We start from the raw sequence: 25,632 nt of genomic DNA on the forward strand, positions 1-25,632 counted from the left end.
ATCACTCCTTACAAGACATGTGGAAGATAAAGGGACAGGACCGGCAGTAGTACCAGAACGGCGACCCGGATCAATTCGATTCCAAAGAAAGGCGCAACCCCGCGAAAGATCACGCCAAGCCCGGTATTTGGCGAAAAGGATTTGATCACAAAGACATTCAAGCCAACCGGCGGTGTGATCAAGCCTAATTCGACTACAATGAGCGCAAGTATTCCAAACCAGATCCGCAGGTCATCTGTGCTCATCCCGAAAGCAGCATCATCAGCGCTGACCCATTCACCGCCATTCAACTGAATCAGGACCGGCCAGAAAAACGGAACGATCACCAGGATCATGGACAGGCTTTCCATGAAACAGCCCAGAACGATCAGGATCAGCAACATGGCCACCAAGATCATGTAAGGCTCAAGCGTCGATGTCGCCGCCCATTCGCTGAGCCATGCGGGCAGGCCTGTGCGTGCAAAGAACCCTTTGAGAACGTCCGCAGAGAACAAGATGAAGTAAATCATCGACGCGGTTTTTGCGGTCGCCAGCAAGGCCGCTTTCAGCCGCGCCCATGTCAAACCCTCATCGGATACCCATCGCAGAATAAGCCCGTAAACAAGGATCAGGAACACGCCGACACCGGCGGCAGGTGTCGGGGTAAACAGCCCCATGCCCAGCCCCAGAATGATTGAGCCAAAGATCAGTCCAACGGGCCAAAGGCGGCGGATGGCTTTTCGTATCTCGGCCTTCTCCATTTCCTCTGGGATGGGCGCAAGCGATGGGTTGCGCGCGATCCGGATACGCACGACCACAAGGAAAAAGAGGACAGCCAGAATGCCGGGGATGATCGCGGCCTGGAACATATCTATGATCGGCGCTTCGACGACGATCGCGTAAATCACCAGTGCCACAGAGGGCGGGATCAAAATGCCCAATGTACCGCCAGCGGCCAGCACCCCTGTTGACAGGCCCTCATCATAGCGAAGCCGGCGCAGTTCCGGCAATGCCACCCGGCTCATGGTTGAGGCGGTTGCGATAGATGATCCGCTGACCGCGCCAAAGCCCGCACAGGCCAGAATCGTCGCCATCGCGACGCCGCCGCGGAACTTGCGGGTCAGGGCACTTAGCCCTTGAAACAGATCGCGGCTTAGGCCCGTTTCGGCCGCCAAAAAGCCCATCAGCACAAACAACGGCACAACCGACAGATCGTAATTCGCAACCGAATTCCAAAGCGCAGTTTTGAATTGCAGCATGTAAGGGCCGAATTTGATGAAGGGTGAGAACAGGCTAAGCACCCAAGTCCCAACAATGCCTGTGATCAGCATGGCCAATGCAACCGGGATACGCAGCACGATCAGGACAAATAAAGCGCCAAGTCCGTAGACGCCGATTAGTTCACGCTCCATCGGCGGACTCCATGGGTGAGGTGATGTTCAGAATGGCTGCAACAGCCCAAAGAAGGCATGACACGACAGCAGAGGGCATAAATATCCAGACAGGCCAGCCCAAAACGGTTGTCTCGATATTGTCTGAACGCACCTCAAGCGTGCCGATGCTGAGCATGTAGGCCATCCAGGCCGCGATCCCCGCCAGTACAAGCCCCGAGGCAACCATCACAACGCGATTGGCCCAGTTCGGCGCATATTGCATGAACACATCAACCGCCGCATGTGCGTTGTGTAGCTGTGCGTAAGGGAACATGGCGAGCGCAGCAACCCCGACAAACATGCGCACCGCATCTTCATAACCGGGCAGCCCCGAGACGTTTCCGTCCCAAAGCCGTGCAATCGCATCACCGGTGAATCCGGCCGCATTTATCGCGGTCACAAGAACAATCAGCAAAAGCAAAGCGCCGCCCAACAAGGCCCAAATGGTTATGATTTTGGCCAGAAAAGCCTTGATGGACATTTACGGTTCTCCTTACTGGCTGTTTGCCGCAATCGCAGCCCGCGCTTTTTCCAAAAGCGCCTCTGCATCAATGCCGTTTCCGGTCGCCTCTGCAACCCAACGCGCAACTGTCGCATCGAAAGGGGCCGCAAATTCGGCAGATACTTCGGCGGACAGCTGCACCACGGCTTTGCCCGCATCCAGCGCGCGTTGTTTGCCGATAGGTTCGATGTTGTTCCAAGCCTCGCCCATTGCGGCAGCGATTGCCATGCCGGACCGCTCATCAATGACTTGCTGCAGATCAGCGGGAAGTGAGTTGTAGCTGTCCTTGTTCATGGCGAACAGGAAGGTCGCCGTACCAAAACGGTTCCCACCATCAAGTTCGACCGAAACGTCCGTCAGATCAGCAAGCCCCAGTGGAATCGCGACCTCAAACGGAACAAGCCCAGCGTCAACCGTCCCCCTGGCCAGAGCCTGCGGTAAATCCGGAACGGGCATCCCGACAGGTTCGGCGCCCAGCTCTTCAAGCATCCATGCACCGGTGCGCGATGGGCTGCGGACTTTCAAACCCTCAAACTCAGCGGCATTGACGACTTCGGCATTCGCCACATGCAGCGCGTTTCCGGTATGCACATGGGCCAGCAGCAAATGGATGTCTTCGAAATCGGCGGACAGATCGTCCATCATGTCCTGAATGGCCAGATTGGTTGCGCGTGCGTCGCCACCGTGAACGCCTGGCAGTTCAAAGACCTCAAGTCTTGGGAAAATCCCCGGCGTGTATCCGGGCACCGTCCAGACGATGTCGGCAACGCCGTCCCGAACCTGGCTGTAAAGTTCGGGTGGCGCGCCACCCAATGCCATTGCCGGGAAAATTTCGAACGCGATGCGCCCGTCCGAGGCCTCTTCCACCGCTTTTGCCCACGGCTCAATCAGCACCGTCTGCGCGGGCGCTTGCGGGCTAAGAAAGTGCTGTATGGAGAATGTGAATTCTTGCGCCTGTGCGGATGACGACAACAGTATTGTGGTCCCAACTGCGCCTGCGCGGCTACGTACACTTTTTGGATATGTCACAACGTCCTCCCTTAGTTTTGAAGCAGGATAGAAATTTAAAGGATAGTCAGAATGAGCAAAATGCGCCAAGTTTTGTACTATCCGATCATTTTGCCAATTGTGACCTGACGCAAATTTCGAGATGGGTGTATTTCTGATCTGTTGTAGCGCAGTAAAACCGTATCGCTGTCTCACCCGGGGCGACCCGCCGCGAAGTCAACATTTAGAATAGTAGAGAAGATCATTGAACTATTCGCGTGAAACGGCCTGCCATCGCACGCCCCAGCTTTCGATTAAGTCAGCCACAACGGCGGCGCGACCAAAATGGTCTAACCATTTGCTGCAACGGCGACCGCCTGTTGATGTACTATAAGACGATGGGTTGCGACTTCAGAGACATTCTGACACCCGCAGGGATCGCCGTCTGTCACGTTGAAATCGACTTTGACGTCAGGCAAGGGAACCAGCTTAAACGGCGGGCAGACGATCCTCACAAGCTCAGTAAGGCCTTCGAAATCTGGAACGCGGCAAAGCCTGTCAGCGGCACCGCAGGCGCGGCTTATTTGCATGGGCCGGGGAACTACGTGCGTAACTGCCCGCAACCTTACGTAGGGCGGATCATCTTTTTCAAGACCCTATGTCAGGGATAATTCGATCGCCGGTCCTCGCGCCTGAAGCCCCTAATAGGTCAGCCCCCCTCTTAACTTGTCTTCTGACCCTCATGTTCTGACGGTTATTGCCGGTTTGAGGGTTGAAGAAATCCAGCAGAACATCGCTGATTTCATGCAATCACGCGCAAGCCAAACCATCGCAGCCCAACCTGATCTGATTGGCTTACTGTCCGGTACGGCGCAGGATGGGTTCAATTTGTCGGCGACACAAAGCGATGGTAGCTTTGATGTTTCGACCGGTGCAGGTTACCCAGTATGGGGCCGTTTGCAGGGTAGCTGGGCTGAGTCCGGCGACGCAGAAAACAGCTACTTCTTTGGTGCTGCAGGTGCCCACTACGCAATTACACCCGATGCGCTGGTCGGTGTCATGTTGGAGTTTGATAGCGCCAGCCAAGACAACGAGGATGTAACAACGGAAGGTACTGGCTATCTTGTTGGCCCTTATTTCGTGGCGAAGCTACCCGAGCAGCCGTTATATTTTGAGGGTCGGTATCTTGTGGGTAAGACCGAAAATGAGGTGAGCGCGGACGATACGACTGTTGCTGAATTTGACACCGAGCGGACCCTAGCAAGTGTAAAGGTTGCGGGTGCACTGGAATACAGCGAGCTTACTTTCACCCCAAGTCTATCTGCAACGCAGCTACAAGATGAACAACTGTCTTTTGTAGATGCCGCTGATCGCGAAATTGCGGCCCAAAGCATCACCATGACAGATGTAGCTCTTGGCGTAGATTTTGCGATGCCATTGTCAGTTACTACTGGTGAGTTCATCTTGACGGGTGGTCTGTCGGCCGTCATGTCCGAGACATCAGGCGAGGGTTATGCTGAAGATGTCATTCCAAGCTTTGAAGGGGAACGCGGTCGTGTTCACGTTGGTGGTCTCTATACACTTATGACCGGTGTGGTTTTAAGTGCCGGTGCCAATTATGATGGTATCGGTACCAATGACTATCAAAGCTGGGGACTAAGGCTAGGTTTTGACATGGAGTTCTAGTTTTAGATGACTTGAAAACGGAAGGGTGGCCAGTGTGCCGCCCTTTTTTGTGCAAATACGAGATTTATTGCGCGTTACTATTAGCGTTCGCTGTGACTGTCCTGCCGGAGGGGTGCCAGGATAGGCGGCGGGCCTTCAGGGCTAGTGAACACCGTCTTAAAATAGGCGGGGTAGCAATAAGCCCAAGGGGGGTGAAAAACCGCCCAGACGCAAAAATATCACGATAGCAACAGCTACTTATTTAGTGAAAATGGTGCCGCTGATAGGACTCGAACCTACGACCCCATCATTACGAATGACGTGCTCTACCAGCTGAGCTACAGCGGCCAACCCAACGTCTGATAACATCGCAGAAAACCGTGGAAAAGGATTATCTTCGCCCTTTTTCAAATCAGAGCAAATGCCCTGACTTGGCCGCTTTCGTCGCCAGATACGCAGTGTTGTGCTGGTTCTCTCCGACTTTTAGCGGCACCCTTTCTGCCACTTTGATCCCGCTTGCTTCCATCCGTTCGACCTTGGCGGGGTTGTTTGTGAGCAATCGGACGGCAGAAAACCCCATCCGTGCGAGGATCTCGGCCCCGATCCGAAAATCCCGTTCGTCATCTTCAAAACCCAGGCGGTGATTGGCCTCAACCGTGTCAAACCCCTGATCCTGTAATGAGTAGGCCCGCATCTTATTGGCCAGCCCAATCCCCCGCCCCTCTTGATTAAGATACAACAGCACACCGACACCTTCGGCCCCCATCTGGGCCAGAGCGCCGCGTAACTGCGGCCCGCAATCGCATTTGAGCGAGCCGAGCAAATCGCCGGTCAGACAAGCCGAATGCAAGCGGGACAGAACGGGCTGGCTGCGGTCTGGGCTGCCGATCTCAACAGCATAATGTTCTTCCGCACCATCATCGGGGCGGAAAATATGCAAACGGCCTGCTTCGGATACCTCAAGCGGCAGCCGGGCATGGATAATACGACGCAAAGTGCCACGCTCTGCGTTCAAAACGGCCTCGGCCGATATCAACGTCAAATCATGCGCGGCGGCAAAACCTACCGGATCACCGATATCGGCACTGATCACGGCCGGTAACAGACGGGCAGCCTTGGCCAAAGCGATTGCAGCGCGGTGCGGGCCTGCCGACCCCTCACGCAATGTCTGCAGCGGGCCTTTCATCGGATGCGCCAGATCCCCGGCAGGATCAGCGACCGATTGCACCCAATTCAACCCCATATTCTCCGGGACTAGAACCCGGGCGACATCCCCATCATATGCGCGCGCTTTGAGAGTTTTGGCCCGCCAGCCGGTAATACTCAGCACTGGCGCACCATTTATTGTGCGTAAATGCGCAAATCTTTCAGAATCAAGCGTTTCGACTGCAAGGACGATCAGCCCTTCAGACAAAACAATCGGGACGCCCATGCGCAAATCCGACCGGGCGCGGGCCAGCCGTTCTGTAATATCGGGAGAAAATCCCATGGGCTTCACCTCTCATTTGTTTCATCAAATAGCCGTTTCGGCGGCAAAGTGAAACAATTGCCGGATAAATCACACGTCCGTGTGAAACTGCGCAGGAGATGGTTGTTCTAAACGTAATAGAGGCACAATTCTAAGAAAGAACATAAGGAGCATGTCATGGGACAACTCAAAAAGATTTTGCTCGTCGATGATGACGATGATTTGCGCGAAGCACTGGGTGAACAGTTGCTGATGACCGAAGAATTTGACGTCTTCGAAGCTGACGACGGGGCCAGCGCGCTCGTGAAGGCGAAAGAAGGCCTCTATGATTTAATGATCCTTGATGTGGGCCTGCCCGACACCGATGGGCGCGAGCTTTGCCGCGTGCTGCGCAAGCAAGGTGTGAAATGCCCGATTCTCATGCTTACCGCGCAAGATAGTGACGCGGACACGATTTTGGGTCTCGATGCGGGCGCCAATGATTATGTCAGCAAACCGTTCAAGTTTCCGGTCCTTCTGGCGCGTATCCGCAGCCAGCTGCGCACCCATGAACAATCCGAAGACGCGGTCTTCCAGCTTGGGCCTTATACCTTCAAACCAGCCCAGAAAATGCTTGTCACAGAAGACGATAAGAAGGTGCGGCTGACGGAAAAGGAAACAAACATCCTGAAATTCCTTTATCGTTCAACCGAAGGTGTGGTCGCCCGCGACGTCCTACTTCACGAGGTTTGGGGCTATAATGCGGGTGTGACCACGCACACATTAGAGACACATATTTACCGTCTTCGCCAAAAAATAGAACCAGATCCGTCCAATGCCCGCCTTCTTGTGACCGAATCCGGTGGTTATCGATTAGTGGCGTAGTAGACTGACCCGGTGGCTTTTTTCCTCCCAGTTTTGGCCACCGGGTTCGCGAGTTCCCGCCGGAGATCGGGTTATATCTCCACCTCCCTGTTGGACTGGCCCGGACTTCGTGTCCGGGCTTTTTTTCTTGGCGGCGCACCTGACCCGCCCTACCTTTGGTCTGCCAATCAAAAAGGAGGCCCCCATGAAATCCGCCAAGACCTATCTGGAAGATGCAAACGCCATTGTTCCACGCATCTCTGCGCAAGAGGCTATTGCCAAACATACTGCAGGCGGCGCCACTTTTATTGATGTACGCGATAGCGCCGATATTGCAAAGACTGGCACAATCGCAGGGGCACACCGCATCCCGCGCGGCTTTATGGAATTTGCGGCCGACCCCGACATGCAATTCCACAACCCTGTTTTGCAAAAGGACGCGGCCCTTTATCTCGTCTGCGGCGCTGGCGGACAGGCGGCGCTCGCGGGGAAGACCCTGATGGATATGGGCTATAGCAACGTCACCAATGTTGGCGGCATCGGCGATTGGAAAGAAGCGGGCGGACCGACTGAGGAGTAACCAAGTAGCGGCTCTGGCACAACGCGGTGGGGTACCTAACGCTGTGACCAGGGCCATTAAGTGTTTCAGACTGAAGCAGATGTTGAAGGCTATTTAGGGTAGGGTCTGGCTGGGCGGGACAAAACCGCCATTCCACATTATGCTTGCTCTGGCCGCTTTGGCGCAATTGCAACAATCAAAGCTGCGGTCATGATCATCGTCATACCGAACCATCCCAACGCGTTTGGCAATGTTGCGAACAAAATCAGGTCAAAGCCCAGAGCCCAAATCAAGCCAGTGAAATCAAATGGTGCGAGTGTGCTCACAGGTGCCCGCGCTACTGCTTCGCTTGACGCAATATGCCCCGCTCCGCCCAGGAAACCAGCCAGCGCAAGCCATCCAAAGGTCGACCAATTCAGCGGAGCCCACCCGAATGGGAGCGTCAGAAGGCCGACGGATGCGGATACGATGGCAAAGAAAAAAGCAATTGCCGATGCGCTTTCGGAGTTTGTCATCTTCTTGATGTGGACGCGCACGAACGCCATCGTCACCGCATAGCCAAGCGCAGCGGCAACGCCAATCCACATTCCGTCTTCAGGAGCTTCAAGCGCGTCCCAAAGGAGAACGAGCACTCCGAGAAACCCCATCGCAACGCATACAATAAGCCGCCCTGACAGGCGCTCTTTCAACACGAGAGCCGCAAGAGGAAGCGTCAGAACCGGTGCAAGATACGCGATGGCTTGTGCGTTTGCGACAGGCAGATACGCCAAAGAAATGAATGACAGCGCCATAGAAAGCGCGCCGAATAGACCACGCGTGATATGTAGACGTGGATGTTTCGGTCTCAATCCATGCGGAAATGCTCCCAGTACCCATACATACAAGCAAATAGGAAAAAGCGCCAAAGCCGAGCGCCAAAACATGATTTGCCCCACCGGAAGTGTTTGGGCCGCTCCGTGGACTGCGGCAGACATCGCTGCCATTAGCGCAACCGACAGCAAACGCAGTAGTATGCCCGAAGACTGATTTGTTTTCATCATAGGCCCAAACTCCCGAAAATACATCGTTAGCGCTAACATATATTTCGTAAGAGGATTATGACGGGTCAAGAAGTACGCTATCTGCCATTCGCCCACGGCGCAGCATTTGAAACATTGGGCTCATACCCGCAATTCGCTGCAGCCAGTGCCAACGACCGCTTCCCGGTTTTGGCAGCATTCACGACGCGACGCCCAACCCTCGCATCACCCGAGCGCTTGGTCCCAATCGCCGATCAGGTCGTCGATGTCCTCAATCCCCACAGAGACACGGATCAGGTTTTCGGGGATACCTGTGTCAGGTTCAATCGTGTGGCGATGCTCGACAAGGCTTTCCACACCGCCGAGCGACGTCGCCCGAAGGAAGAGCTCAAGCTTGCCAACGACCTTTAGCGCGTCCTCGCGCGCGCCGGTGACCAACACCGATAGCAAGCTGCCAAAGCCGCCTATCATCTGCTGTTTGGCCACTTCATGTCCGGGATGCTGCGGCAGCCCAGGGTAAAGTACTTTATCGACTTTGGGATGCTCTGACAGGAATGTCGCCAATGCCAGCGCGTTTTGCGACATGCATTTGACACGCAGCGGCAGCGTCCGCATTGCCCGGGTTAGAAGCCAGGCTTCGAACGGGCCAAGGATCGCACCGGCCATTTTACGATCGGCCAGGATGTCCTGCCATGTCTGGCTACCTTTGTCTGCGGTGGACAAAACACCTGCCAAAACATCCGAATGTCCGTTGATCGCCTTGGTCGCCGAATGCATCGCAATATCGGCCCCATGGTCCAATGCACGGGTAAGAATCGGTGTCGCTGCTGTGGCATCCACCACCAATAGCGCTTTTGTCACCGCGCGAAGCGCGGCGATATCGACTGTTTTCAACCATGGGTTTGATGGCGTTTCGACGAAAACAAGATCAATATCTATCGCCACGCAAGACGCGATCAATTGGTCCGCATCCACCTCTGTCAGCGTGATGTCCCGCCGGGCGCAAAACATCCGCACCCAAGCCGTCGTTCCCCAATAAATCCCCGATTGCAGGATAACCTTGGCGCCATTGGGCAAGGTCCGAAACACAGCTGCGATAGCCGCCATACCAGACGGAAAAAGCAACGTTTCATCCGCATTTTCAAGGCGTTGCAAAACGGCTTCAGCCTGTCGCAAATTGTCAGAGTTATCACGCGAATAGATGTTATCCGTTCGAAGCAACCCGTAATCGGCATCTCTGACAAAAGTTGTTGCGGGTTGCAATGCAGGCACAACACCGCCCGATTGAAGGTCAATGGCACCTGCTGCATGCGCAGCGATTGTCGCGGGTTTTACGGTCTTTTTCATGCCTCCTATCTGCATTGTAGATAGGCACAGATGCAAGAGCGCGGAACAGCATCTTGTGATCAACACAAGCATATACACCAAAAAGAACTGGTTAATGGCGCGTTAACCTTTTAGTATGACGCCGGGTTAAGTAAGCTCTGACACCCTGTCGACACCGACCTAAAGAGCACCGAATAACCAGTAATAGGCAGTCCAAAGGGAGTGGGCGCTGTGTTTCTTACAAACTCTGTTAACAATTTGGCGCTACCGTTCCGTTGTGACATGACGACAGGTCACGACCTGTCTTTTTGTATAGATGCATATACTTCGCCCAATTGCGGTCCAGATTTTCCCAGATATCTGACCGCACACGAAGGAGAGAATTAATGTCGACCAGAAATCGGGCGAATGCCGCTGACGACGCTGCAGAAGCGTTCTATGGACAAAGCGACACAAGTTTTGTCAAACAAATCGGACAAATCTGCGCTAGCGACCCAAGACTATTGCAGGTCTTCATGCGCACCCGCGAATTCTACAAAGAACAGCAGGCCACCAGAAGCTGAACGTCGATCGCCGGCTTTAGGTCACAAACGCGTCCCGACTATAGCCTTGGATAAACAACAAGGCCGTCAGGTCACCATGGTTAATCCGAATATCGCATTCAGCTTGCACCGTGGGTTTGGCATGTAAAGCAACCCCAGTCCCTGCGCGGCCAAGCATTCCCAAATCATTGGCCCCATCGCCCACGGCAAGCACATCCTGTTCGTCAATACCAAGCTTGGCGGTAATCTCTTCCAGCGCCTGCACCTTGGCAGCTTTTCCCAAAATAGGTCGCCCTACCGCGCCGCTCAGCTTGCCGTTTTCAACCAAGAGCGTGTTCGCACGGTTCTCGTCGAAACCAAGCGCTGCCGCCACCCGCTGTGTAAAGGCGGTAAATCCACCTGAAACCAGCGCAGCATAACCACCCTGCGCCTTCATCGTGTTCACCAGCTCATATCCGCCAGGCATATAGGTGATCCGCTGATCCAGAACCTGTTCGATGATCTCAACGGGCAGGTCTTTCAGCAGACCGACCCGTTCGATCAGGGCCGCCTCAAAATCCAGTTCGCCATTCATAGCGCGGGCCGTGATGTCAGCAACCCGCGCACCAACGCCCGCCTCTGCGGCAAGCTCATCAATGCATTCCTGCCGGATCATGGTGCTGTCCATATCGGCCAACAGCATCTTTTTGCGCCTTTGATCCGTCGGCTGGACGACCAAATCCACACATGCGTTTTGCAGGTCCGCCCAAACGTCCCATTGATTGTCCGGGACATTTGCGATCTCAAACGCTGCGGCTTCATCAATAGCCAACCAGCTTATGTCCCCGCCGCCCCAGGCATTGCGCAGATTATCGACCAGAGCGCTGTCCAAAGACCGTTCGGTTGGGCTTGTCAGTAATGTGACTGTCAGCATGTTTGGCTCCCTTGCGGTATCCCAGATGCGGTAAAATGCATCGGTACAGGCGGTCTATAGCGAAGTTGTTTTCCACCGCAACCGCATGCAGCACATTTGCGCCCGGCCGTCAGACTTTCGCGGCGGGGTGCCCGTTGTCGATAAAAATGATAACGTCACAGCACCAAATGCGCGAGGAAACACCATTTGTCAAAGCAGGCCCGCAAAGGATGCTGCGCCCCGGTGAGGGGACAAAACACCATCCACACCACGCATGCGGCACTCCGATTGTCCGGCGCGCCAGAGGTGCTGGAAGCCGTCGATATCCCGGGTGGCAAAGCACTGATCGGCACCAATGCACCCCTCATCCCAGATGATGGGGAAGGTCCAATCCGCGGTAAGACACTACGCCCGTTCCGCATGATGAAGCGGGTTGTGACCAACGCCGATTTTGCACGCTTTGTGGACCAGACCGGATACATCACCGAGGCCGAGCGTTTTGGCTGGTCATTCGTTTTTCATACGGACGTCCCAAAGGACATAATCCAAACCCAAGCCGTCGCTGGCATCGAATGGTGGCGCAAGGTCGACGGGGCAAATTGGCGCCAAGTCAACGGTCCCGGCACAGAAAACACCCTGCTCACAGATCATCCGGCTGTGCAGATATCTTGGAACGATGCGCATGCCTTCGCCCGCTGGTGTGGTGGCCGTCTTCCGACCGAGGCCGAATGGGAACATGCCGCCCGTGGCGGTCTTGGCGATATCCGCTATCCTTGGGGCGATGATGAACCGGATGATACCGGCTTTATGCCCTGTAACATCTGGCAAGGGCGATTTCCCGATGGCAATACAGGCGCAGATGGCTGGATGGGCACCGCGCCTGCGCAGTCTTTTGCGCCCAACGGGTACGGGCTTTATAACATGGTCGGCAATGTCTGGGAATGGACTGCCGACTTCTACCGGATCAAATCCCTCAAGAAGCGGGTGAAGGAAAAACTGAATGCAATGAAGGGCTTCAGATTGCTCAAGGGTGGATCATATCTTTGCCACCAAAGCTATTGCCACCGATATCGGATCGCCGCACGTACCGGGAATTCACCTGACAGCACGACGCCCCATCAGGGTTTTCGGGTGGTTTGGGACATAAACCGCTCTGACGGCGTGTCCGAAACATGAAGGGGCGCGACGACCCAACGATCGTCGCGCCTGCGGCAATGCCATTGGTAGCCGATTACTCTGCCGCAAATTGGTTCATCGTGTTTGCGGCCCCGCCCGCTTTGAGCGCCCGATCACCGCTGACCATTTCTTTGAACGAATCCCCAAGATCAGAACCAACTTCATGTTGATGTTTCACCGCTGAAATCCCGCGGCGGATCTCTTCGCGCTGAACGGTTGCAACATATGCAAGCATCTTGTCATCGCCGAAGTAACCACGACTAAGCTCATCGACAGATTTCGCGGTCAGATGGAAGGTCGGCAACGTAATCAAATTGTGGAAAACACCGGCACGGGCGCTGATATCGGTCTGGAAGTTACGCAAACGCGCATCCGCTTCGCGGCCAAGTTCAGTGTCATCATAGTCAGCAGACATAAGCGCATTGCCATCGGGGTAATCGGTTTCTGCGATCTTACCTTCCGCGATCCAACCGTCGCGCACCTGTTTGCGCAGGTTCAAGGTCCAGTTGAAGCTGGGTGAATTGTTATAGGCCAGCTTGGCGCCCGGGGCCTTGGCGCGGATTTCAGCGACCATCCCTGCAATTTCATCAACATTCGGTGTATCCGTTTCGATCCACAACAGATCAGCCCCACCTTCGTTGATTGACGCGATGCAATCTTCGATCACCCGTGCGCGACCGGTATCTGGCTGGAATGGGAAAAGGCCGTTTGGCAAACGTTCCAGCCGCATAAAGGTGCCGTCACGATAGAGCGCTAAATCATTTTCAGCCATCGGGTCTTGTGGCGTAATCGGCGACGTTTTCAACCACTTGGTATATTCCGCAGCTAAATCACCGGGGGATTGGCTGACAGGAACCTTCTGCGTCAACCCCGCACCCAAACTATCTGTGCGGGCAACAATGACACCGTCCGTGACGCCCATTTCTTCAAATGCCAAACGGCAGGCACGCAGTTTTTCGATAAAGTCTTCGCGTGGAACGGTCACTTTACCATCTTGGTGACCACATTGCTTGGCATCCGAGACCTGGTTTTCAATCTGCAAGCAGCAGGCGCCAGCTTTGATCAACTCTTTGGCCAGAAGATAGGTCGCGTGTTCATTGCCAAAGCCGGCATCGATATCCGCGATGATTGGCACTACATGGCTTTCGAATGTGTCGATCGCCGCGATTGCGGCAGCCCGCTCTGCCTCGGTCTGCGCGGATTTCAGATCTTTGAACAGGTCATTTAAGGCGACTTCGTCTGCCTGACGGAGTGACGTGTAAATCTCGCGGATCAGATCGGCGACTGCCGTTTTTTCATGCATGGACTGATCAGGCAGATGCCCCCACGTGTTGCGCAGCCCGGCCACCATCCAACCTGAAAGATAAATGTAGACGCCCTTGGCCGTCCCTTTCATGCGTTTGACAGATTTGATCTTTTGCTGCGCATGAAATCCGCTCCAGCATCCCAGGCTTTGGGTGAATTTTGATGTGTCTTGATCGTAGGCGGCCATATCCGCGCGCATAACTGTCGCCATGTCCCGCGCGATATCGAGATGTGTGTCAAAGGTGTTCTGGATTTTCAGCTGCACGATATCATCGATCGCTATGTCAGAGACTGTGCCGTGGGGCAGACGCTCGGCGACTTCAGCGTAGGTTTCTGTATATGTTTTCTGCATCGGTATGTCCTTTTTGGGCAGAGTTCGACTGGCAGCAGCCCATGACAATGGGCCACTGTATTTTTTGCTGTTTTTGTGCGTTGACTAGTCCAGGACGTTGAGCACGTCGTAGGCTGGCAATGTGATAAAGTCGGGCGGTGTGTCGGCCATAACCGCATCACTCACAATTCGGATCGCCGAAGCATAATGACCGCGATGAAACCCGGCGGGCCCATCCACCGCAAGAATGCGCGCGACCTCAGCCTGAACGAGCTCAGAAAACCAGGTCGGGTCCAAGACACGCGTGCGCCCCTCCTCTATTTCGATCTGGGCGCTATGGTGCAGCCATTGCCAAAGCTGCATGCGGCAAATCTCTGCCGTTGCGGCGTCTTCCATCAGGCCATTAATGGGAACAGCCCCGCGACCACACAGCCAATGGCTGAGATATTCGACCGCGATATGCAGATTGCTTTGGACACCTTGCAACGTGATTTTGCCGTTATGGGGCGCCAGCAATTTCGTCTCTTCAATGGCGTAGTATTGGCGCGGTGCCTTGATCTGGTTTGACTGCGGCATGTGCTGGTCAAACACGGACATGGCAACGGAAACAAGCGCTGGATGCGCGACCCATGTGCCATCATGTCCGATCTCAACCTCGCGCAGTTTGTCAGCACGCACCCGGTCAAGCGCGACCGCCATCGCATCAGGATCGTCCTTGATCGGAATTTGCGCAGCCATCCCGCCCATCGCATGAATACCGCGCCGGTGGCATACCTTGATCAAACGCGCCGCATAGCTGGCAAGGAAAGCCGTATCCATCGTCACCACATCACGGTCCGGCAGCATAGCAAACGGATGCGCGCGCATTGTCTTGAGGTAGCTAAAGATATAGTCCCAGCGCCCGCAGTTCAGACCGACAATATTTTGTCTGAGCTCCCAGATGATTTCGTCCATTTCAAACGCCGCTGGCAGCGTCTCAATCAATGCGGTGACTTTGATACATCCAGAAGGCAGGTCCAGCTTGTCTTCGGTCCAGGCAAGAATAGCCGCCCAAAGACGCGCCTCTTGGTGGTTTTCCAACTTCGGCAGATAAAAATACGGACCCCGCCCCGTATCATGTAACGCCTTGCCATTGTGGAACATATGCAACGCAAAATCGAACAGCGCGGCTGAGGCTGATCTGCCCCCAATCAGCACATTCGCCTCTTCCAGATGAAAACCCCTGGGACGCACGATCAATACGGCAGGATCGTCGCTGGTCGCATAATGCGTTCCAGTCGTCGGATCATCGTAGGTTAGCGTCTCATCCCGAAAATCCTGAAGATTGACCTGGCCTGCAATCATCGCAGCAAAACGCGGCGCTGACGCATCTTCAAAATCGGCCATGAAGGCCTTGGCCCCAGAATTCAACGCATTGATCATCATCTTGCGATCAACTGGGCCTGTGATTTCAACGCGGCGGTCCTGCAAATTGGCTGGTGCAGGCGCCGCCGTCCAGACACCATCGCGTATATCCTTCGTTTCGCTCAGATATCCGGGGAGCTGCCCAGCATCAAAGGCCTTCTGCCGCGTGCTTCGTGCCGTCAGCCTTTCCTGCAATTGCTGGGAAAAGGCATCGTGCATGTCGCATAGAAACGCGAGCGCCTCGGCCGTCAGCACACGATCTGCGCCCGTGACATCGCGCAGCACCATGGGCTGAGCTTTGGTTGATTGACTAAGATCCAGTGGCATTGTCGCACCTCGTTCCGCAGCGTTTAATCTGTCATGACAATATATCTCGTTGTACAAAATTGTAATAAGTATATGTTTTAAAAGGGTAATGATGTAATTATTGTTATGCCGCGACGCAGTAACTTGTCACTTTTGTTATGAAACGAAAGCAGGTCGACCATGGCACCAAGAGGCGCAAAGATAGTTATCGGGGCAAAGCTAAAGCGGCTTCGACGCAGTCTGAACTTGACCCAGGCGCAAATGGCCCAGGATCTGGACGTGTCCCCGTCTTACATTACGCTTATTGAGGCGAACCAACGGCCAATCAGTGCACGTCTGCTTGTGAAGCTTGCGCAGATTTACGACTTTTCCCCGGGCGACATTGACAGCGGCATCGATCTACAGCTCCAATCTGAAATCGCAGCGGTGGTCAAAGACCCGGTCTTTGGTCAGACGGTCCCAAGGGCCGAGCTGGAAGAGGTTGTTGGGGCATCTCCGGCTTTGGCGCGTGGGTTATTGGCGCTCTATGGTCGGTATCGCGATCTGGCAATGGCTGCATCTGCCGATGACACGCCATTCGCCGACCGCGAGAAGGCAGAGCTTTTGGAACAGACAGCCCGGCCTGTCGAAGATGTGCGCGAACATTTCCACGCCCGTTCCAATTATGTCGCAAATCTTGATAGCATCGCAGAGGATCTGGCCGCAGAAATAGGTATTGCGCGCAACGAACCGCAGATCTTGCTGAGCGAGCGGCTGAAGTCAAAATACGGATATGACGTCCGTATTCGGACCCAGGATTTCCTGCCCGGCCAATTGCGGTTATTTGATCCGCACCGCAAATGTTTGAATTTGTCGGAAAGGCTTGATCAACCCGGACGGCGTTTTCAAATCGCACTGACACTGGCCAAGCTTGAATATGCTGATGCGATCGAAGACGAAGTATCGCAGGGTGAATTTACCGACGAAGCGCGCCCCTTGGCCCGCGAAAGCTTTGCCAGCTATTTTGCAGCGGCTTTGTTGATGCCCTATGGGCGGTTCTTGAACGCCGCCGAAAACGAACATTACGACATCCAGCTGCTGTGCCAGCGCTTCGGTGCCAGTTACGAACAGGTGGCCCACCGGCTGACGACGCTCCAACGCCCGTCGGCAAGGGGCGTACCCTTCTTTTTCGTGCGCGTTGATCAGGCGGGCAACGTATCAAAGCGGTTCAGTGCGGGCAGGTTCCACTTTTCACGCTTCGGAGGGTCCTGCCCGCTTTGGAATATTCACGATTGTTTTGACGCACCCGACCGCGTGCATACGCAAGTGATCGAAATGCCGGACGGCACAACCTATTTTTCAATCGCAAAATCTGAGCTGCGACACGGCGCGACCTTCAGCGCCCCCGCCGCGCGGCTTGCCATCGGATTGGGCTGTGATATCGCCTATGCCCCACGGCTGATCTACGCCAAAGGCCTGATCCCCGATCAGATCAAACCAGCCCATATTGGCGTGAATTGCTACTTATGTGAGCGGCAAAGCTGCGCATCGCGCGCCTATCCACCGCTGAACAAGGCTTTCGCCTTCTCAGATCGCATCCGCGGCATTTCAAGCTTTAGTTTCGATCCAGACTGAAACTTGAATGAGCCGCAGCGCTTATAGCCCCTAAGAGCACCTGGAGATCGCCAATTTGATTTGCCAAAATCAGGATATGCGCCCGCCCGATCTGTTTGATGTCCACGCGGCGCTTGGGATGCGAATGCTTTGCTCATGTCAGCGCTTTCACTTCTTGATCTATGGCGCCAAAGATGGAATTGCCCTGGGCATCTTCCATCCAGATTTTCACGCGATCGCCCGGTTGCAAGAATGGTGTCTTTGCCGCGCCCGAGGTGATGGTTTCAACCATCCTTTGCTCGGCGATGCAGGCATAGCCACGCCCGCCTTCCGCAATTGTCTTGCCCGGGCCGCCATCCTGATCGCGGTTCGAAATGGTGCCCGACCCAAGGATCGTGCCCGCACCCAGCGGCCGGGTCTTGGCGGCATGGGCTAGCAATACGCCGAAGTCGAAAGTCATGTCTTCGCCCGTTTCAACACGCCCAAAAGGCGCGCCGTTCAGGTCGATGCGCATCGTCCCGTGCAATTTCCGCCCGTCCCAGCCTGGGCAATCTGCCGCGGCGACGGCGACAGGCGAAAAGGACGAAGGTGGTTTGGATTGCACAAATCCAAACCCTTTGGCCAGTTCGGCCGGGATCAGATTGCGCAACGAGACATCGTTCATCAAGACGATGTAGCGGATCGCTGCTGCTGCCTCCTCTGCGGTCGCCCCTTGCGCAATAGCATGGGTGATGACGGCGACCTCTGCCTCAAAATCGATCCCCCAGCGCGGATCCCCTGCGATGGGCTGATACGGCGATAGAAAGCTATCTGACACACCTTGATACATCAGCGGATCCGTCCAAAAATGTTCGGGCATTTCAGCACCGCGTGCCTGGCGCACAAGCGCGACGTGATTGACGTAGGCCGAGGCATCAAGAAACTGAAAGGCGCGGGGCAAAGGGGCGGCACAATCTTTGATCTTGAAAGGCGCGGCTTCGCCCACAGCGCATAGATCGTCGCGGTCGAGGGCGTCTTGGAAACTGGCCGTATCCGCCGGCTGACATGTCGTCAGATCGTCCGAGACGACAACAAATGCGCCGCCGATTCGGGGGGCTTCGGGGCTGAACAGTGTTGCAACTTTCATTTTTTGCCCGGCGTCCCGTCAAATTTCTTTTCGATATCGTCCCAGCAATCGATGTAGTCGTCCTGCAATGGGGCCTCTTTCCCCGCGAATTCGGTCAGATGTTGCGGAAAGCGGGTTTCGAACATGAACGACATCGTCTGGTCCAGCTTGTCGGGGCCCAGATTGGCATTTGACGCCCTTTCAAACGCGTTTTTATCCGGTCCGTGGGGCAGCATCATATTATGCAAGCTGATCCCCCCGGGCACGAAGCCCTGCGGTTTTGCGTCATACTGGCCATAAATATTACCCATCAATTCGGACATGATGTTCTTGTGATACCAGGGCGGGCGAAACGTATCTTCGGCCACTAGCCAGCGTTCGCGGAACAGAACAAAGTCGATATTGGCGGTGCCTTCTTGACCGGATGGTGCGGTCAGGACTGTAAAGATCGATGGGTCAGGATGGTCAAACAGGATCGCGCCAACAGGGCAATAGGTGCGCAGATCGTATTTCATTGGCGCGTAGTTCCCGTGCCACGCAACCACATCAAGCGGCGAATGCCCGATCTTAGTCACATGGAACGCGCCGCACCATTTGATTGTTACCGTCGATGGCACCTCGCGATCTTCAAATGCAGCAATAGGGGCCTTAAAGTCACGCGGATTGGCCATGCAATTGGCCCCGATAGGGCCGCGCCTGGGCAGTTCAAATTTCTGACCGTAGTTTTCACAGACAAAACCACGGCACGGCCCGTCCAACACTTCAACCCGGTACAAAAGCCCGCGCGGAATGATTGCGATTTCCTTTGGTTCAAGATCGATAATGCCAAGTTCCGTATGGAACCGCATCCGCCCGGCTTGCGGAACCACCAGCAACTCAGAATCCGCCGAATAGAAGTAATCATCGACCATGCTTTCGGTGACAAGATACACATGCGCAGCCATGCCCACCTGCGTGTGTACATCGCCTGCCGTGGTCATCGTGCGCATACCGGTCACCCATGTCAGTGGCGCGTCACCATGTGGGATAGCATCCCAGCGATATTGGCCCAAGGACACAACATCGGGCACCACGTTCGGCGCCGATTTCCATAGCGGCACGTCGATCTTTTCATAGCGATGAGAATGCTTAACGGATGGACGAATGCGGTAACACCATGTCCGTTCATTCTGTCCTTGCGGGGCGGTGAACGCCGTCCCGGACAACTGTTCACCATACAGGCCGTAATTGCACCGCTGGGGCGAGTTCATTCCCTGCGGCAAGGCATCGGGCAATGCCTCTGTTTCGAAATCATTGCCATAGCCGGGCATGTAGCCTTGATGCGGCCCAGGAAGGGATTGCGCCTGTATGATATTCCGCGAACCAAGATCTGTCATTGCCCTGTGCTCCATAATTTGGTTTGAACAAAGTAAGAGTTACATTTGTAACTAACAACAATCTTCTGCAACAAATTGGCCCCGGACATGTCCCAAGATCTTTCTGAATTTTTGCCCTACCGGTTATTTCAAGCGGCGGAGGTCACCGGTCGAGATTTTCAGAAAATATACCAAGGGCGTTATGGGATGCTGCGCACGGAATGGCGGGTGCTGTTTCACTTGGGCCGTTCAGGCGACCAAACAGCCAAACAGATTTGCCAGCGCGCCATGCTGCATAAGACCAAAGTCAGCCGCGCTGTCAAAGCGCTTGAGGCAAAGCGCCTTCTGACGCGGAAAACCGTTGAAGGCGACCGGCGCTCAGAAATCCTGTCGCTGACAAAACAGGGGCAAGCGGCGCTTAAGGACCTCACGGGCATTGGCGCAGAATACGATCAGGGGCTGATCGACGCATTGGGCGAAGAAAAATACCAAGCACTGCTGGCAGCGTTAGAGATTTTGAACCGCAAAGCCTGACATATTCAACTTATGTATGCCCCCCGAAAGGTTTTCTGATCAGGGGCCATGCCAGGTACGTCTACAGGATCACACCAGCAGCGCCCGCGCCTCGTCTGGTGACAGGGCGGCAGGTCGGTCGCAGCTTGTGGTTAGCGTGATGAACTTGCGCGTCTCGCCAGCCTTCAGGATACTGGTCATGACATCCACCGCATGCACCGCCAGATCGATATTGCAGCGATGTGGCCGGTCATCGGCGATCGCCGCAGCCATATCTGCCAACCCCGCACAACGATAATTCGCGCGTGTATCCTGATTGGGCACGCCAAACGGATGATCCCATGTGGGCATTGTCTTGATGTCCTGATTTTGGCCGCTGATCTCAACCTCGCCGCCAAAGAAGTTCGGGTCGGGCAGGAAGATCGATCCGTCTTCACCGTAAAGCTCCATATGCCCATGCCGATGCGCCCAGACATCCCAGCTCGTCCCCAGCGTCACGGTTGCGCCATTCGCGAATTCCAAAAGCGCGTGGATATTTGTTGGTGTGTCCACCGGAACCGTCTCGCCCAGCCGGTCGCCATTCCCAATTGTCCGCTCGCTGAAAGTGGCCGTCGCCAGCGCCGCGACGGTTTTTACAGGGCCGATCAGTTGGATCAGATTGGTGATGTAATAAGGGCCGATATCCAGCACCGGTCCTGCGCCGGGTTGAAAGAAGAAATCGGGGTTGGGATGCCAGCTTTCCATGCCATGGCCCATCACATGGCATGTCCCGCCAATGACCTTGCCCAGATCGCCCGCATCAATCGCTGCGCGCGCCTGTTGATGGGCGCCGCCGAGGAATGTATCAGGCGCAGATCCGATGCACAGGTTCTTAGAGGCCGCCAGCGCCCTCAGCTCTTCGCCTTCTTGCAGTGTCAGTACCAGCGGCTTTTCGGAATAGGCATGCTTGCCCACCTCCAGGATGCGTTTGGTCACTTCAAAATGCACCGCCGGAATGGTCAGGTTGACGACAACATCAACATCCGAAGCGCGCAGCAAGTCGTCGACCGTATCCGCCCGAATATCATATTCCGCCGCCCGCGCACGCGCTGCATCCATATTGATATCGGCCACCGCGACGGGCTTCAACGCTTTGAAAAGTGGGGCTAAATCCAGATATGAGGTTGAGATGTTTCCGCATCCGATAATGCCGACGCCAAGTTGTGCCATGTGACCAATCCTTAGAATTTCTGAACAGAGGCAAAGCTGCGCTGCGCGAAGCGCGCGTCGTCGCTGGGGTTGTCATGTTCGAGCACGTAGTGATCGATGCCAGCCTCTTGCAGCGCGGCATGGATCGCAGGCCAATCCATGATGCCGTGGCCGACATCGGCCCAACCGTCCTCATCAGTGCACTCGCCTTCTTTGGCAATGTCCTTGATGTGGACCGCGCTGAGACGGCTTGCGTATTTGGTGATCCATGCCGCCGGGTCATGCCCGGCGATCCGAACCCAGCCCAGGTCAAGTTCCAGCGACAATGTGCTGGCTGCCTCGGCGATCAGATCAAGCGGCATGTCGCCGCTTTCGGTCGCTGCAAATTCAAATTCATGGTTGTGCCAGCCGAATGCTAAACCGGCGTCCTGCAAGGGTTTTCCCGCCTCGGCAAGCCGTTCCCCAAAAGCAAGCCAACCCGCTGTATTTGTTGGTCTTTCTTCCGATCCGATAAAGGGCACAAAGACTTTTTCGATCCCCAGTTTCTGGGCGATTGCGATGGCTTTGGCAGGGTCCCCTTCAACCAGGTCGAGCCCCATGTGACTGCTGGTCATCCGCAGCCCGTTAGTCTCAAGCCCCGCGTGAAGACCATCGAGATCGTCGAACAAACCGCCGAAACCTTCGACCTCGGCAAAGCCTGCGTCGCTAAGCATTTTCAGCGTTTGCGACAGCGGTGGAAAATTGCGTGAGCAGTAAAGCTGGTATGAAATTCGGGCCATGATTTACGTCCTTGAGGCATCAGCGGCGCGCAGCGCCGCAAAAAGAAGAAGTGTTCTGCCGGGCCGCAAAGGTCCGTACAAATGAGGTGCAAGATCGCGTACAGAACCTGTACATACGGCGTATGTACAGGGGGCCACTACAGGCGGTCCTCGGTGGCTGTATCAAAGAGCGAGGCGCGTGATGGATCGATCCCGATCGTAATGGTCTCGCCCGCCTTGACTGTTGCCTGCCCGTCCATCCTGATCCGGAAGAAATGCTGACCAAGCTTAGCGTAGACCAACGTGTCGGACCCCATGGGTTCGACCAGATCGATATCAACCTCAAATGTCAGCGGCGCGTTGCGCACCAGCTCACCGGTGATCACGTGTTCGGGCCTAATCCCGATAGTCGCCGGACGGTCGGCTGTTTGCGGGGCTGCAAATTCATAGCCGGTCATCGGCATGACCATGTCATCGACTTTGAACGCCCCGCCTTCCAGGTGACCCTCGATAAAGTTCATCGAAGGCGAGCCGATGAAGTCGGCCACGTAAAGATTGCGCGGCTGGTTATAAATCTCATCCGGGGTGCCAAGCTGCATGATCGCCCCGCCCTTCATCACCGCGATCCGGTCGGCCAGCGTCATCGCCTCAACCTGATCATGGGTCACGTAGATCATCGTGTTTTGCAACTGGTTGTGCAGCCGCTTCAGCTCAACCCGCAGATCGACCCGCAGCTTGGCATCGAGGTTGGACAAAGGCTCATCAAACAGGAACACATCCACATCCCGCACCAGCGCCCGCCCGATGGCCACACGTTGCCGTTGCCCACCCGAGAGCGCCCCCGGTTTACGGTTCAACAGTGGTTCGATCTGCAGAATTTCGGCGGCGCGCGCGACCCGCTTTTCAATCTCGTCCTTGGGCAGTTTGGCGTTTTTCAGCCCAAACGACAGGTTCCCCTTCACGGTCATCTGCGGGTAAAGCGCATAGGATTGGAACACCATGCCGATCCCCCGCTCGGACGGTTCGGCCCAGGTGACGTTTTTATCCTTGATGAATATCTGCCCGTCGGTGACCTCAAGCAAACCTGCGATGCAGTTCAACAAGGTGGATTTCCCGCACCCCGATGAGCCGAGCAGCACAAGAAATTCGCCTTCGTGGATATTCAGGTTCAGCCCTTGCAGAACCTTGACGGCACCAAATGCCAGATCAAGTTCTTTGATTTCGACAGAGTATGTCATTCTCGTTTTTTGTCCTTTCCGGCGCCGTGCAGTGGCCCGTCGCGTTCGTTCTTTGAAAGCCGGCAGCTTTCATTTTGCTGCGCAAAACCAGTCCTCACCCTTTCACAGCCCCTGCTGCGATGCCGCGGACGAAGAGTTTGCCTGAGGCAAAGTAGATAACAAGTGGCACAAGGCCGGTGAGAAGGGTGGCCGCCATATTGACGTTGTATTCCTTGATGCCCTGCACCGAGTTCACGATGTTATTGAGCTGCACGGTCATCGGATAGGTGGCCGGTTTGGTGTAGATCACCCCGAACAGAAAATCGTTCCAGATACCTGTCACCTGCAGGATCACCGCCACCACAAAAATCGGCAGCGCCATGGGCAACATGATCTGGAAGTAAATCCGCCAGAACCCGGCCCCGTCGACCCGCGCTGCTTTGAACAGCTCTTCGGGCACAGAGGTAAAGTAGTTCCGGAACAAGAGCGTCAGGATCGGCATCCCAAAGATTGTGTGCACCAGCACCAACCCACCCAGATCACCCATCAACCCGATTTCCCGCAGCATAATCACGATCGGGTAGATCATGGTCTGATAGGGGATGAACGCCCCGATGATCAGGATCGTAAAGAAGACCTCAGACCCTTTGAATTTCCAGTTTGAGAGCGCGTATCCATTGACCGATGCAATGGCGATCGACAGCAGAACAGATGGGATCAGAATGTTCACGGAGTTCCAAAAGCCCCGGCTGAGTCCATCGCAATTCACGCCCGTACAGGCCTCGGACCAGGCTTTCACCCAGGGTTCGGTGGTGATTTCCAAGGGCGGCCCAAAGATATTCCCCAGCCTGATTTCCGGCATACCCTTCAGCGATGTCACGATCATCACGTAAAGCGGCAGCAGATAATACAGGCTGATCATGATCAGCGTGCCATAGATAAAGATATTGGTCCGGCTGAACCGTTTCTTTGGCTTCGGCCCGCGCGGCCCGGTAAGTGCGATATCAGCCATATTACGATTGCTCTTTGATAAAGCGCAGATAGGCGATCAATGCCCCCGCACAGATGATAAACCCGCCCAGCGGGAGAAGAAGTGACAGCGAAAATGACCACGCTACAACCACCCAGACAAAAGCCGCGATTGCAGATAGCGCCAGCCCGATCAGCCCAAAGAAGGTCCAAAGCCGCATGCCTTTGCCAAATTCCAGATAGGCCCAAGGGATCAGGATCACGACAACAGAGACCAGCATCATGGTTGAGGCTGCAAACCCCTGCCCCAGGTTTTGCGCCCGGAACATATATTCGATCACGTATTTCGCAGGCACTTCGGAACTGATCCCCGGCCCCCCGTTGGTTTGCGCCACCACCAGGTCATAAAGTTTGATGATCCCCGATGCGATCAGTACCAGTGACGTGATGAACACAGGCCGCATCATCGGGATAATCACCCGCACATAGGTTTTGACTGTCCCGATCCCGTCGACCCGCGCTGCTTTCCAGATGTCTTCGTCAATTCCGCGCAGCCCGGCCAGCATGATACACATAATCAGCCCGGACCCTTGCCAGATCCCGGCGATCAACAGCCCGAACATCACAATGTCCGGGTTGTTCAGCGGGTCAAAAGCGAAGCTGTCCCAGCCCCAGCTTTGCACCACCGCCTGCAGCCCCAGATCGGGGTTCAGAATCCATTGCCAGGCCAGCCCTGTCACCACGAAGGACAGCGCGAATGGGTATAGAAAGATCGTCCGAAACACCCCTTCGCCCCGGATCTTCCGATCTAGCAATGCTGCCAGCACAAAGCCGATGGTCAGCGTCAGGATCAGTGAGCAGATCCCGTAAAGCGCCAGATTTGAAATCGAGATCAGCCAGCGTGGTGTCTCCCACAGCCGTTCATATTGCTCAAACCCCACAAAGTTCAGCTTGGGTAGCAGTCGTGACCCGGAAAAAGAGTGGACGATTGTCCAGAGTGTCCCGCCCACAAAGACCACAAGCGCCGTCAGGATCATCGGGATCGAGGCAATTTTGGCCATGGGGTTTCGCAAGAGCCGTATCGGGCGCTTTGCACCGGTGGAGCGTTGCACCGGTCCGTCTTCGACCACTGACATTGTGGTTCTCTCCTGTTGGCGGGATGGCCTGGTTCGTGCAGGCCTTGTTATCAGCCCAAAC

Annotated in this window: 24 protein-coding genes, 1 tRNA gene and 1 pseudogene; 8 read left to right on the forward strand and 18 right to left on the reverse strand. The window is 55.2% G+C overall.

What is annotated here, in order from left to right:
* Nucleotides 1-8 precede the first annotated feature (8 nt).
* The 3 genes from AABB29_RS02305 to AABB29_RS02315 are packed head-to-tail and all read right to left on the reverse strand — an operon-like array spanning nucleotide 9 to nucleotide 2,943.
* Nucleotides 9-1,391 (reverse strand): TRAP transporter large permease, encoded by a 1,383-nt coding sequence (locus AABB29_RS02305; protein ID WP_341368481.1) that lies wholly within the window; start codon nucleotides 1,389-1,391, stop codon nucleotides 9-11.
* Nucleotides 1,381-1,893: a TRAP transporter small permease gene (locus tag AABB29_RS02310; protein ID WP_341368480.1), complete on the reverse strand. Its 513-nt coding sequence runs from the start codon at nucleotides 1,891-1,893 to the stop codon at nucleotides 1,381-1,383. Before AABB29_RS02310 ends, AABB29_RS02305 begins: the two co-directional genes overlap by 11 nt.
* Before the next feature lie 12 nt (nucleotides 1,894-1,905).
* Entirely contained in the window at nucleotides 1,906-2,943 is a 1,038-nt protein-coding gene (locus AABB29_RS02315) for a TRAP transporter substrate-binding protein (RefSeq protein ID WP_341368479.1), read from the reverse strand.
* Between the two features lie 338 nt (nucleotides 2,944-3,281).
* On the opposite strand from AABB29_RS02315, the gene AABB29_RS02320 reads away from it, so the two are divergent.
* On the forward strand, nucleotides 3,282-3,572 hold the full coding sequence (locus AABB29_RS02320; RefSeq protein ID WP_341368478.1) for a hypothetical protein: 291 nt from the start codon (nucleotides 3,282-3,284) through the stop codon (nucleotides 3,570-3,572).
* A 94-nt stretch (nucleotides 3,573-3,666) separates the two neighbouring features.
* On the forward strand, nucleotides 3,667-4,587 hold the full coding sequence (locus AABB29_RS02325) for an autotransporter domain-containing protein (protein ID WP_373636756.1): 921 nt from the start codon (nucleotides 3,667-3,669) through the stop codon (nucleotides 4,585-4,587).
* 251 nt (nucleotides 4,588-4,838) lie between these two features.
* On the opposite strand, the gene AABB29_RS02330 is transcribed toward AABB29_RS02325, so the two are convergent.
* Together AABB29_RS02330 and ribA are read right to left on the reverse strand one after the other, a co-directional pair.
* Nucleotides 4,839-4,914 (reverse strand) — tRNA-Thr (locus AABB29_RS02330).
* A gap of 64 nt (nucleotides 4,915-4,978) precedes the next feature.
* Nucleotides 4,979-6,055, reverse strand: a complete 1,077-nt coding sequence (ribA, locus tag AABB29_RS02335; protein ID WP_341368476.1) for a GTP cyclohydrolase II — start codon at nucleotides 6,053-6,055, stop codon at nucleotides 4,979-4,981.
* 156 nt (nucleotides 6,056-6,211) lie between these two features.
* On the opposite strand from ribA, the gene AABB29_RS02340 reads away from it, so the two are divergent.
* Both AABB29_RS02340 and AABB29_RS02345 read left to right on the forward strand, forming a co-directional pair.
* A complete protein-coding gene (locus AABB29_RS02340) occupies nucleotides 6,212-6,898 on the forward strand; it encodes a response regulator transcription factor (RefSeq protein WP_341368475.1) in 687 nt (228 codons plus the stop codon).
* A gap of 184 nt (nucleotides 6,899-7,082) precedes the next feature.
* Nucleotides 7,083-7,457 (forward strand): rhodanese-like domain-containing protein, encoded by a 375-nt coding sequence (locus AABB29_RS02345; protein WP_341368474.1) that lies wholly within the window; start codon nucleotides 7,083-7,085, stop codon nucleotides 7,455-7,457.
* Between the two features lie 137 nt (nucleotides 7,458-7,594).
* Here AABB29_RS02345 and AABB29_RS02350 read toward each other — a convergent pair whose 3' ends face one another.
* Both AABB29_RS02350 and AABB29_RS02355 read right to left on the reverse strand, forming a co-directional pair.
* Complete coding sequence (locus tag AABB29_RS02350; RefSeq protein ID WP_341368473.1) at nucleotides 7,595-8,545, reverse strand: DMT family transporter; 951 nt, start codon at nucleotides 8,543-8,545, stop codon at nucleotides 7,595-7,597.
* Between the two features lie 135 nt (nucleotides 8,546-8,680).
* On the reverse strand, nucleotides 8,681-9,802 hold the full coding sequence (locus AABB29_RS02355; protein WP_341368472.1) for a PLP-dependent transferase: 1,122 nt from the start codon (nucleotides 9,800-9,802) through the stop codon (nucleotides 8,681-8,683).
* Nucleotides 9,803-10,167: 365 nt separating this feature from the next.
* On the opposite strand from AABB29_RS02355, the gene AABB29_RS02360 reads away from it, so the two are divergent.
* The gene (locus tag AABB29_RS02360) at nucleotides 10,168-10,344 is read left to right on the forward strand and encodes a hypothetical protein (protein WP_341368471.1); all 177 of its coding nucleotides are present in this window, start codon (nucleotides 10,168-10,170) and stop codon (nucleotides 10,342-10,344) included.
* A 16-nt stretch (nucleotides 10,345-10,360) separates the two neighbouring features.
* Here AABB29_RS02360 and serB read toward each other — a convergent pair whose 3' ends face one another.
* A complete protein-coding gene (gene serB, locus AABB29_RS02365; RefSeq protein WP_341368470.1) occupies nucleotides 10,361-11,236 on the reverse strand; it encodes a phosphoserine phosphatase SerB in 876 nt (291 codons plus the stop codon).
* A gap of 222 nt (nucleotides 11,237-11,458) precedes the next feature.
* Here serB and AABB29_RS02370 point away from each other — a divergent pair, with 222 nt between their 5' ends.
* Nucleotides 11,459-12,391, forward strand: a complete 933-nt coding sequence (locus tag AABB29_RS02370; RefSeq protein WP_373636757.1) for a formylglycine-generating enzyme family protein — start codon at nucleotides 11,459-11,461, stop codon at nucleotides 12,389-12,391.
* 55 nt (nucleotides 12,392-12,446) lie between these two features.
* On the opposite strand, the gene AABB29_RS02375 is transcribed toward AABB29_RS02370, so the two are convergent.
* Both AABB29_RS02375 and aceB read right to left on the reverse strand, forming a co-directional pair.
* Nucleotides 12,447-14,048 carry an isocitrate lyase gene (locus AABB29_RS02375; RefSeq protein WP_373636758.1) on the reverse strand — a complete coding sequence of 534 codons (1,602 nt, stop codon included), beginning with the start codon at nucleotides 14,046-14,048 and terminating at the stop codon, nucleotides 12,447-12,449.
* An 84-nt stretch (nucleotides 14,049-14,132) separates the two neighbouring features.
* Nucleotides 14,133-15,758, reverse strand: coding sequence for a malate synthase A (aceB, locus tag AABB29_RS02380; RefSeq protein WP_341368467.1), 1,626 nt, complete (start codon nucleotides 15,756-15,758; stop codon nucleotides 14,133-14,135).
* Between the two features lie 159 nt (nucleotides 15,759-15,917).
* On the opposite strand from aceB, the gene AABB29_RS02385 reads away from it, so the two are divergent.
* Nucleotides 15,918-17,351, forward strand: a complete 1,434-nt coding sequence (locus tag AABB29_RS02385) for a short-chain fatty acyl-CoA regulator family protein (RefSeq protein ID WP_373636759.1) — start codon at nucleotides 15,918-15,920, stop codon at nucleotides 17,349-17,351.
* Here the strand turns inward: AABB29_RS02385 and AABB29_RS02390 are convergent.
* The 3 genes from AABB29_RS02390 to hmgA are packed head-to-tail and all read right to left on the reverse strand — an operon-like array spanning nucleotide 17,332 to nucleotide 19,811.
* Nucleotides 17,332-17,457 carry a DUF2783 domain-containing protein gene (locus tag AABB29_RS02390; protein WP_373636760.1) on the reverse strand — a complete coding sequence of 42 codons (126 nt, stop codon included), beginning with the start codon at nucleotides 17,455-17,457 and terminating at the stop codon, nucleotides 17,332-17,334. The genes AABB29_RS02385 and AABB29_RS02390 overlap by 20 nt on opposite strands.
* A gap of 27 nt (nucleotides 17,458-17,484) precedes the next feature.
* Nucleotides 17,485-18,456 (reverse strand): fumarylacetoacetate hydrolase family protein, encoded by a 972-nt coding sequence (locus tag AABB29_RS02395; RefSeq protein ID WP_341368465.1) that lies wholly within the window; start codon nucleotides 18,454-18,456, stop codon nucleotides 17,485-17,487.
* Nucleotides 18,453-19,811, reverse strand: coding sequence for a homogentisate 1,2-dioxygenase (gene hmgA, locus AABB29_RS02400; RefSeq protein WP_341368464.1), 1,359 nt, complete (start codon nucleotides 19,809-19,811; stop codon nucleotides 18,453-18,455). Before hmgA ends, AABB29_RS02395 begins: the two co-directional genes overlap by 4 nt.
* Before the next feature lie 87 nt (nucleotides 19,812-19,898).
* On the opposite strand from hmgA, the gene AABB29_RS02405 reads away from it, so the two are divergent.
* Nucleotides 19,899-20,324 carry a MarR family winged helix-turn-helix transcriptional regulator gene (locus AABB29_RS02405; RefSeq protein ID WP_341368463.1) on the forward strand — a complete coding sequence of 142 codons (426 nt, stop codon included), beginning with the start codon at nucleotides 19,899-19,901 and terminating at the stop codon, nucleotides 20,322-20,324.
* Nucleotides 20,325-20,393: 69 nt separating this feature from the next.
* Here the strand turns inward: AABB29_RS02405 and AABB29_RS02410 are convergent, their stop codons facing one another.
* The 5 genes and pseudogenes from AABB29_RS02410 to AABB29_RS02430 form a co-directional block, all read right to left on the reverse strand.
* A complete protein-coding gene (locus tag AABB29_RS02410) occupies nucleotides 20,394-21,512 on the reverse strand; it encodes a Gfo/Idh/MocA family oxidoreductase (protein ID WP_341368462.1) in 1,119 nt (372 codons plus the stop codon).
* Nucleotides 21,513-21,523: 11 nt separating this feature from the next.
* A complete protein-coding gene (locus AABB29_RS02415) occupies nucleotides 21,524-22,270 on the reverse strand; it encodes a sugar phosphate isomerase/epimerase (protein ID WP_341368461.1) in 747 nt (248 codons plus the stop codon).
* Nucleotides 22,271-22,407: 137 nt separating this feature from the next.
* Nucleotides 22,408-23,487, reverse strand: coding sequence for an ABC transporter ATP-binding protein (locus tag AABB29_RS02420; RefSeq protein WP_341368460.1), 1,080 nt, complete (start codon nucleotides 23,485-23,487; stop codon nucleotides 22,408-22,410).
* Nucleotides 23,488-23,581: 94 nt separating this feature from the next.
* Complete coding sequence (locus AABB29_RS02425) at nucleotides 23,582-24,478, reverse strand: carbohydrate ABC transporter permease (protein ID WP_341368459.1); 897 nt, start codon at nucleotides 24,476-24,478, stop codon at nucleotides 23,582-23,584.
* 184 nt (nucleotides 24,479-24,662) lie between these two features.
* Nucleotides 24,663-25,496: pseudogene (locus AABB29_RS02430) on the reverse strand (carbohydrate ABC transporter permease); the annotation flags it as partial.
* Nucleotides 25,497-25,632 lie beyond the last annotated feature (136 nt).

The organism is Yoonia sp. BS5-3 (genome assembly GCF_038069655.2).
GTDB lineage: Bacteria > Pseudomonadota > Alphaproteobacteria > Rhodobacterales > Rhodobacteraceae > Yoonia > Yoonia phaeophyticola.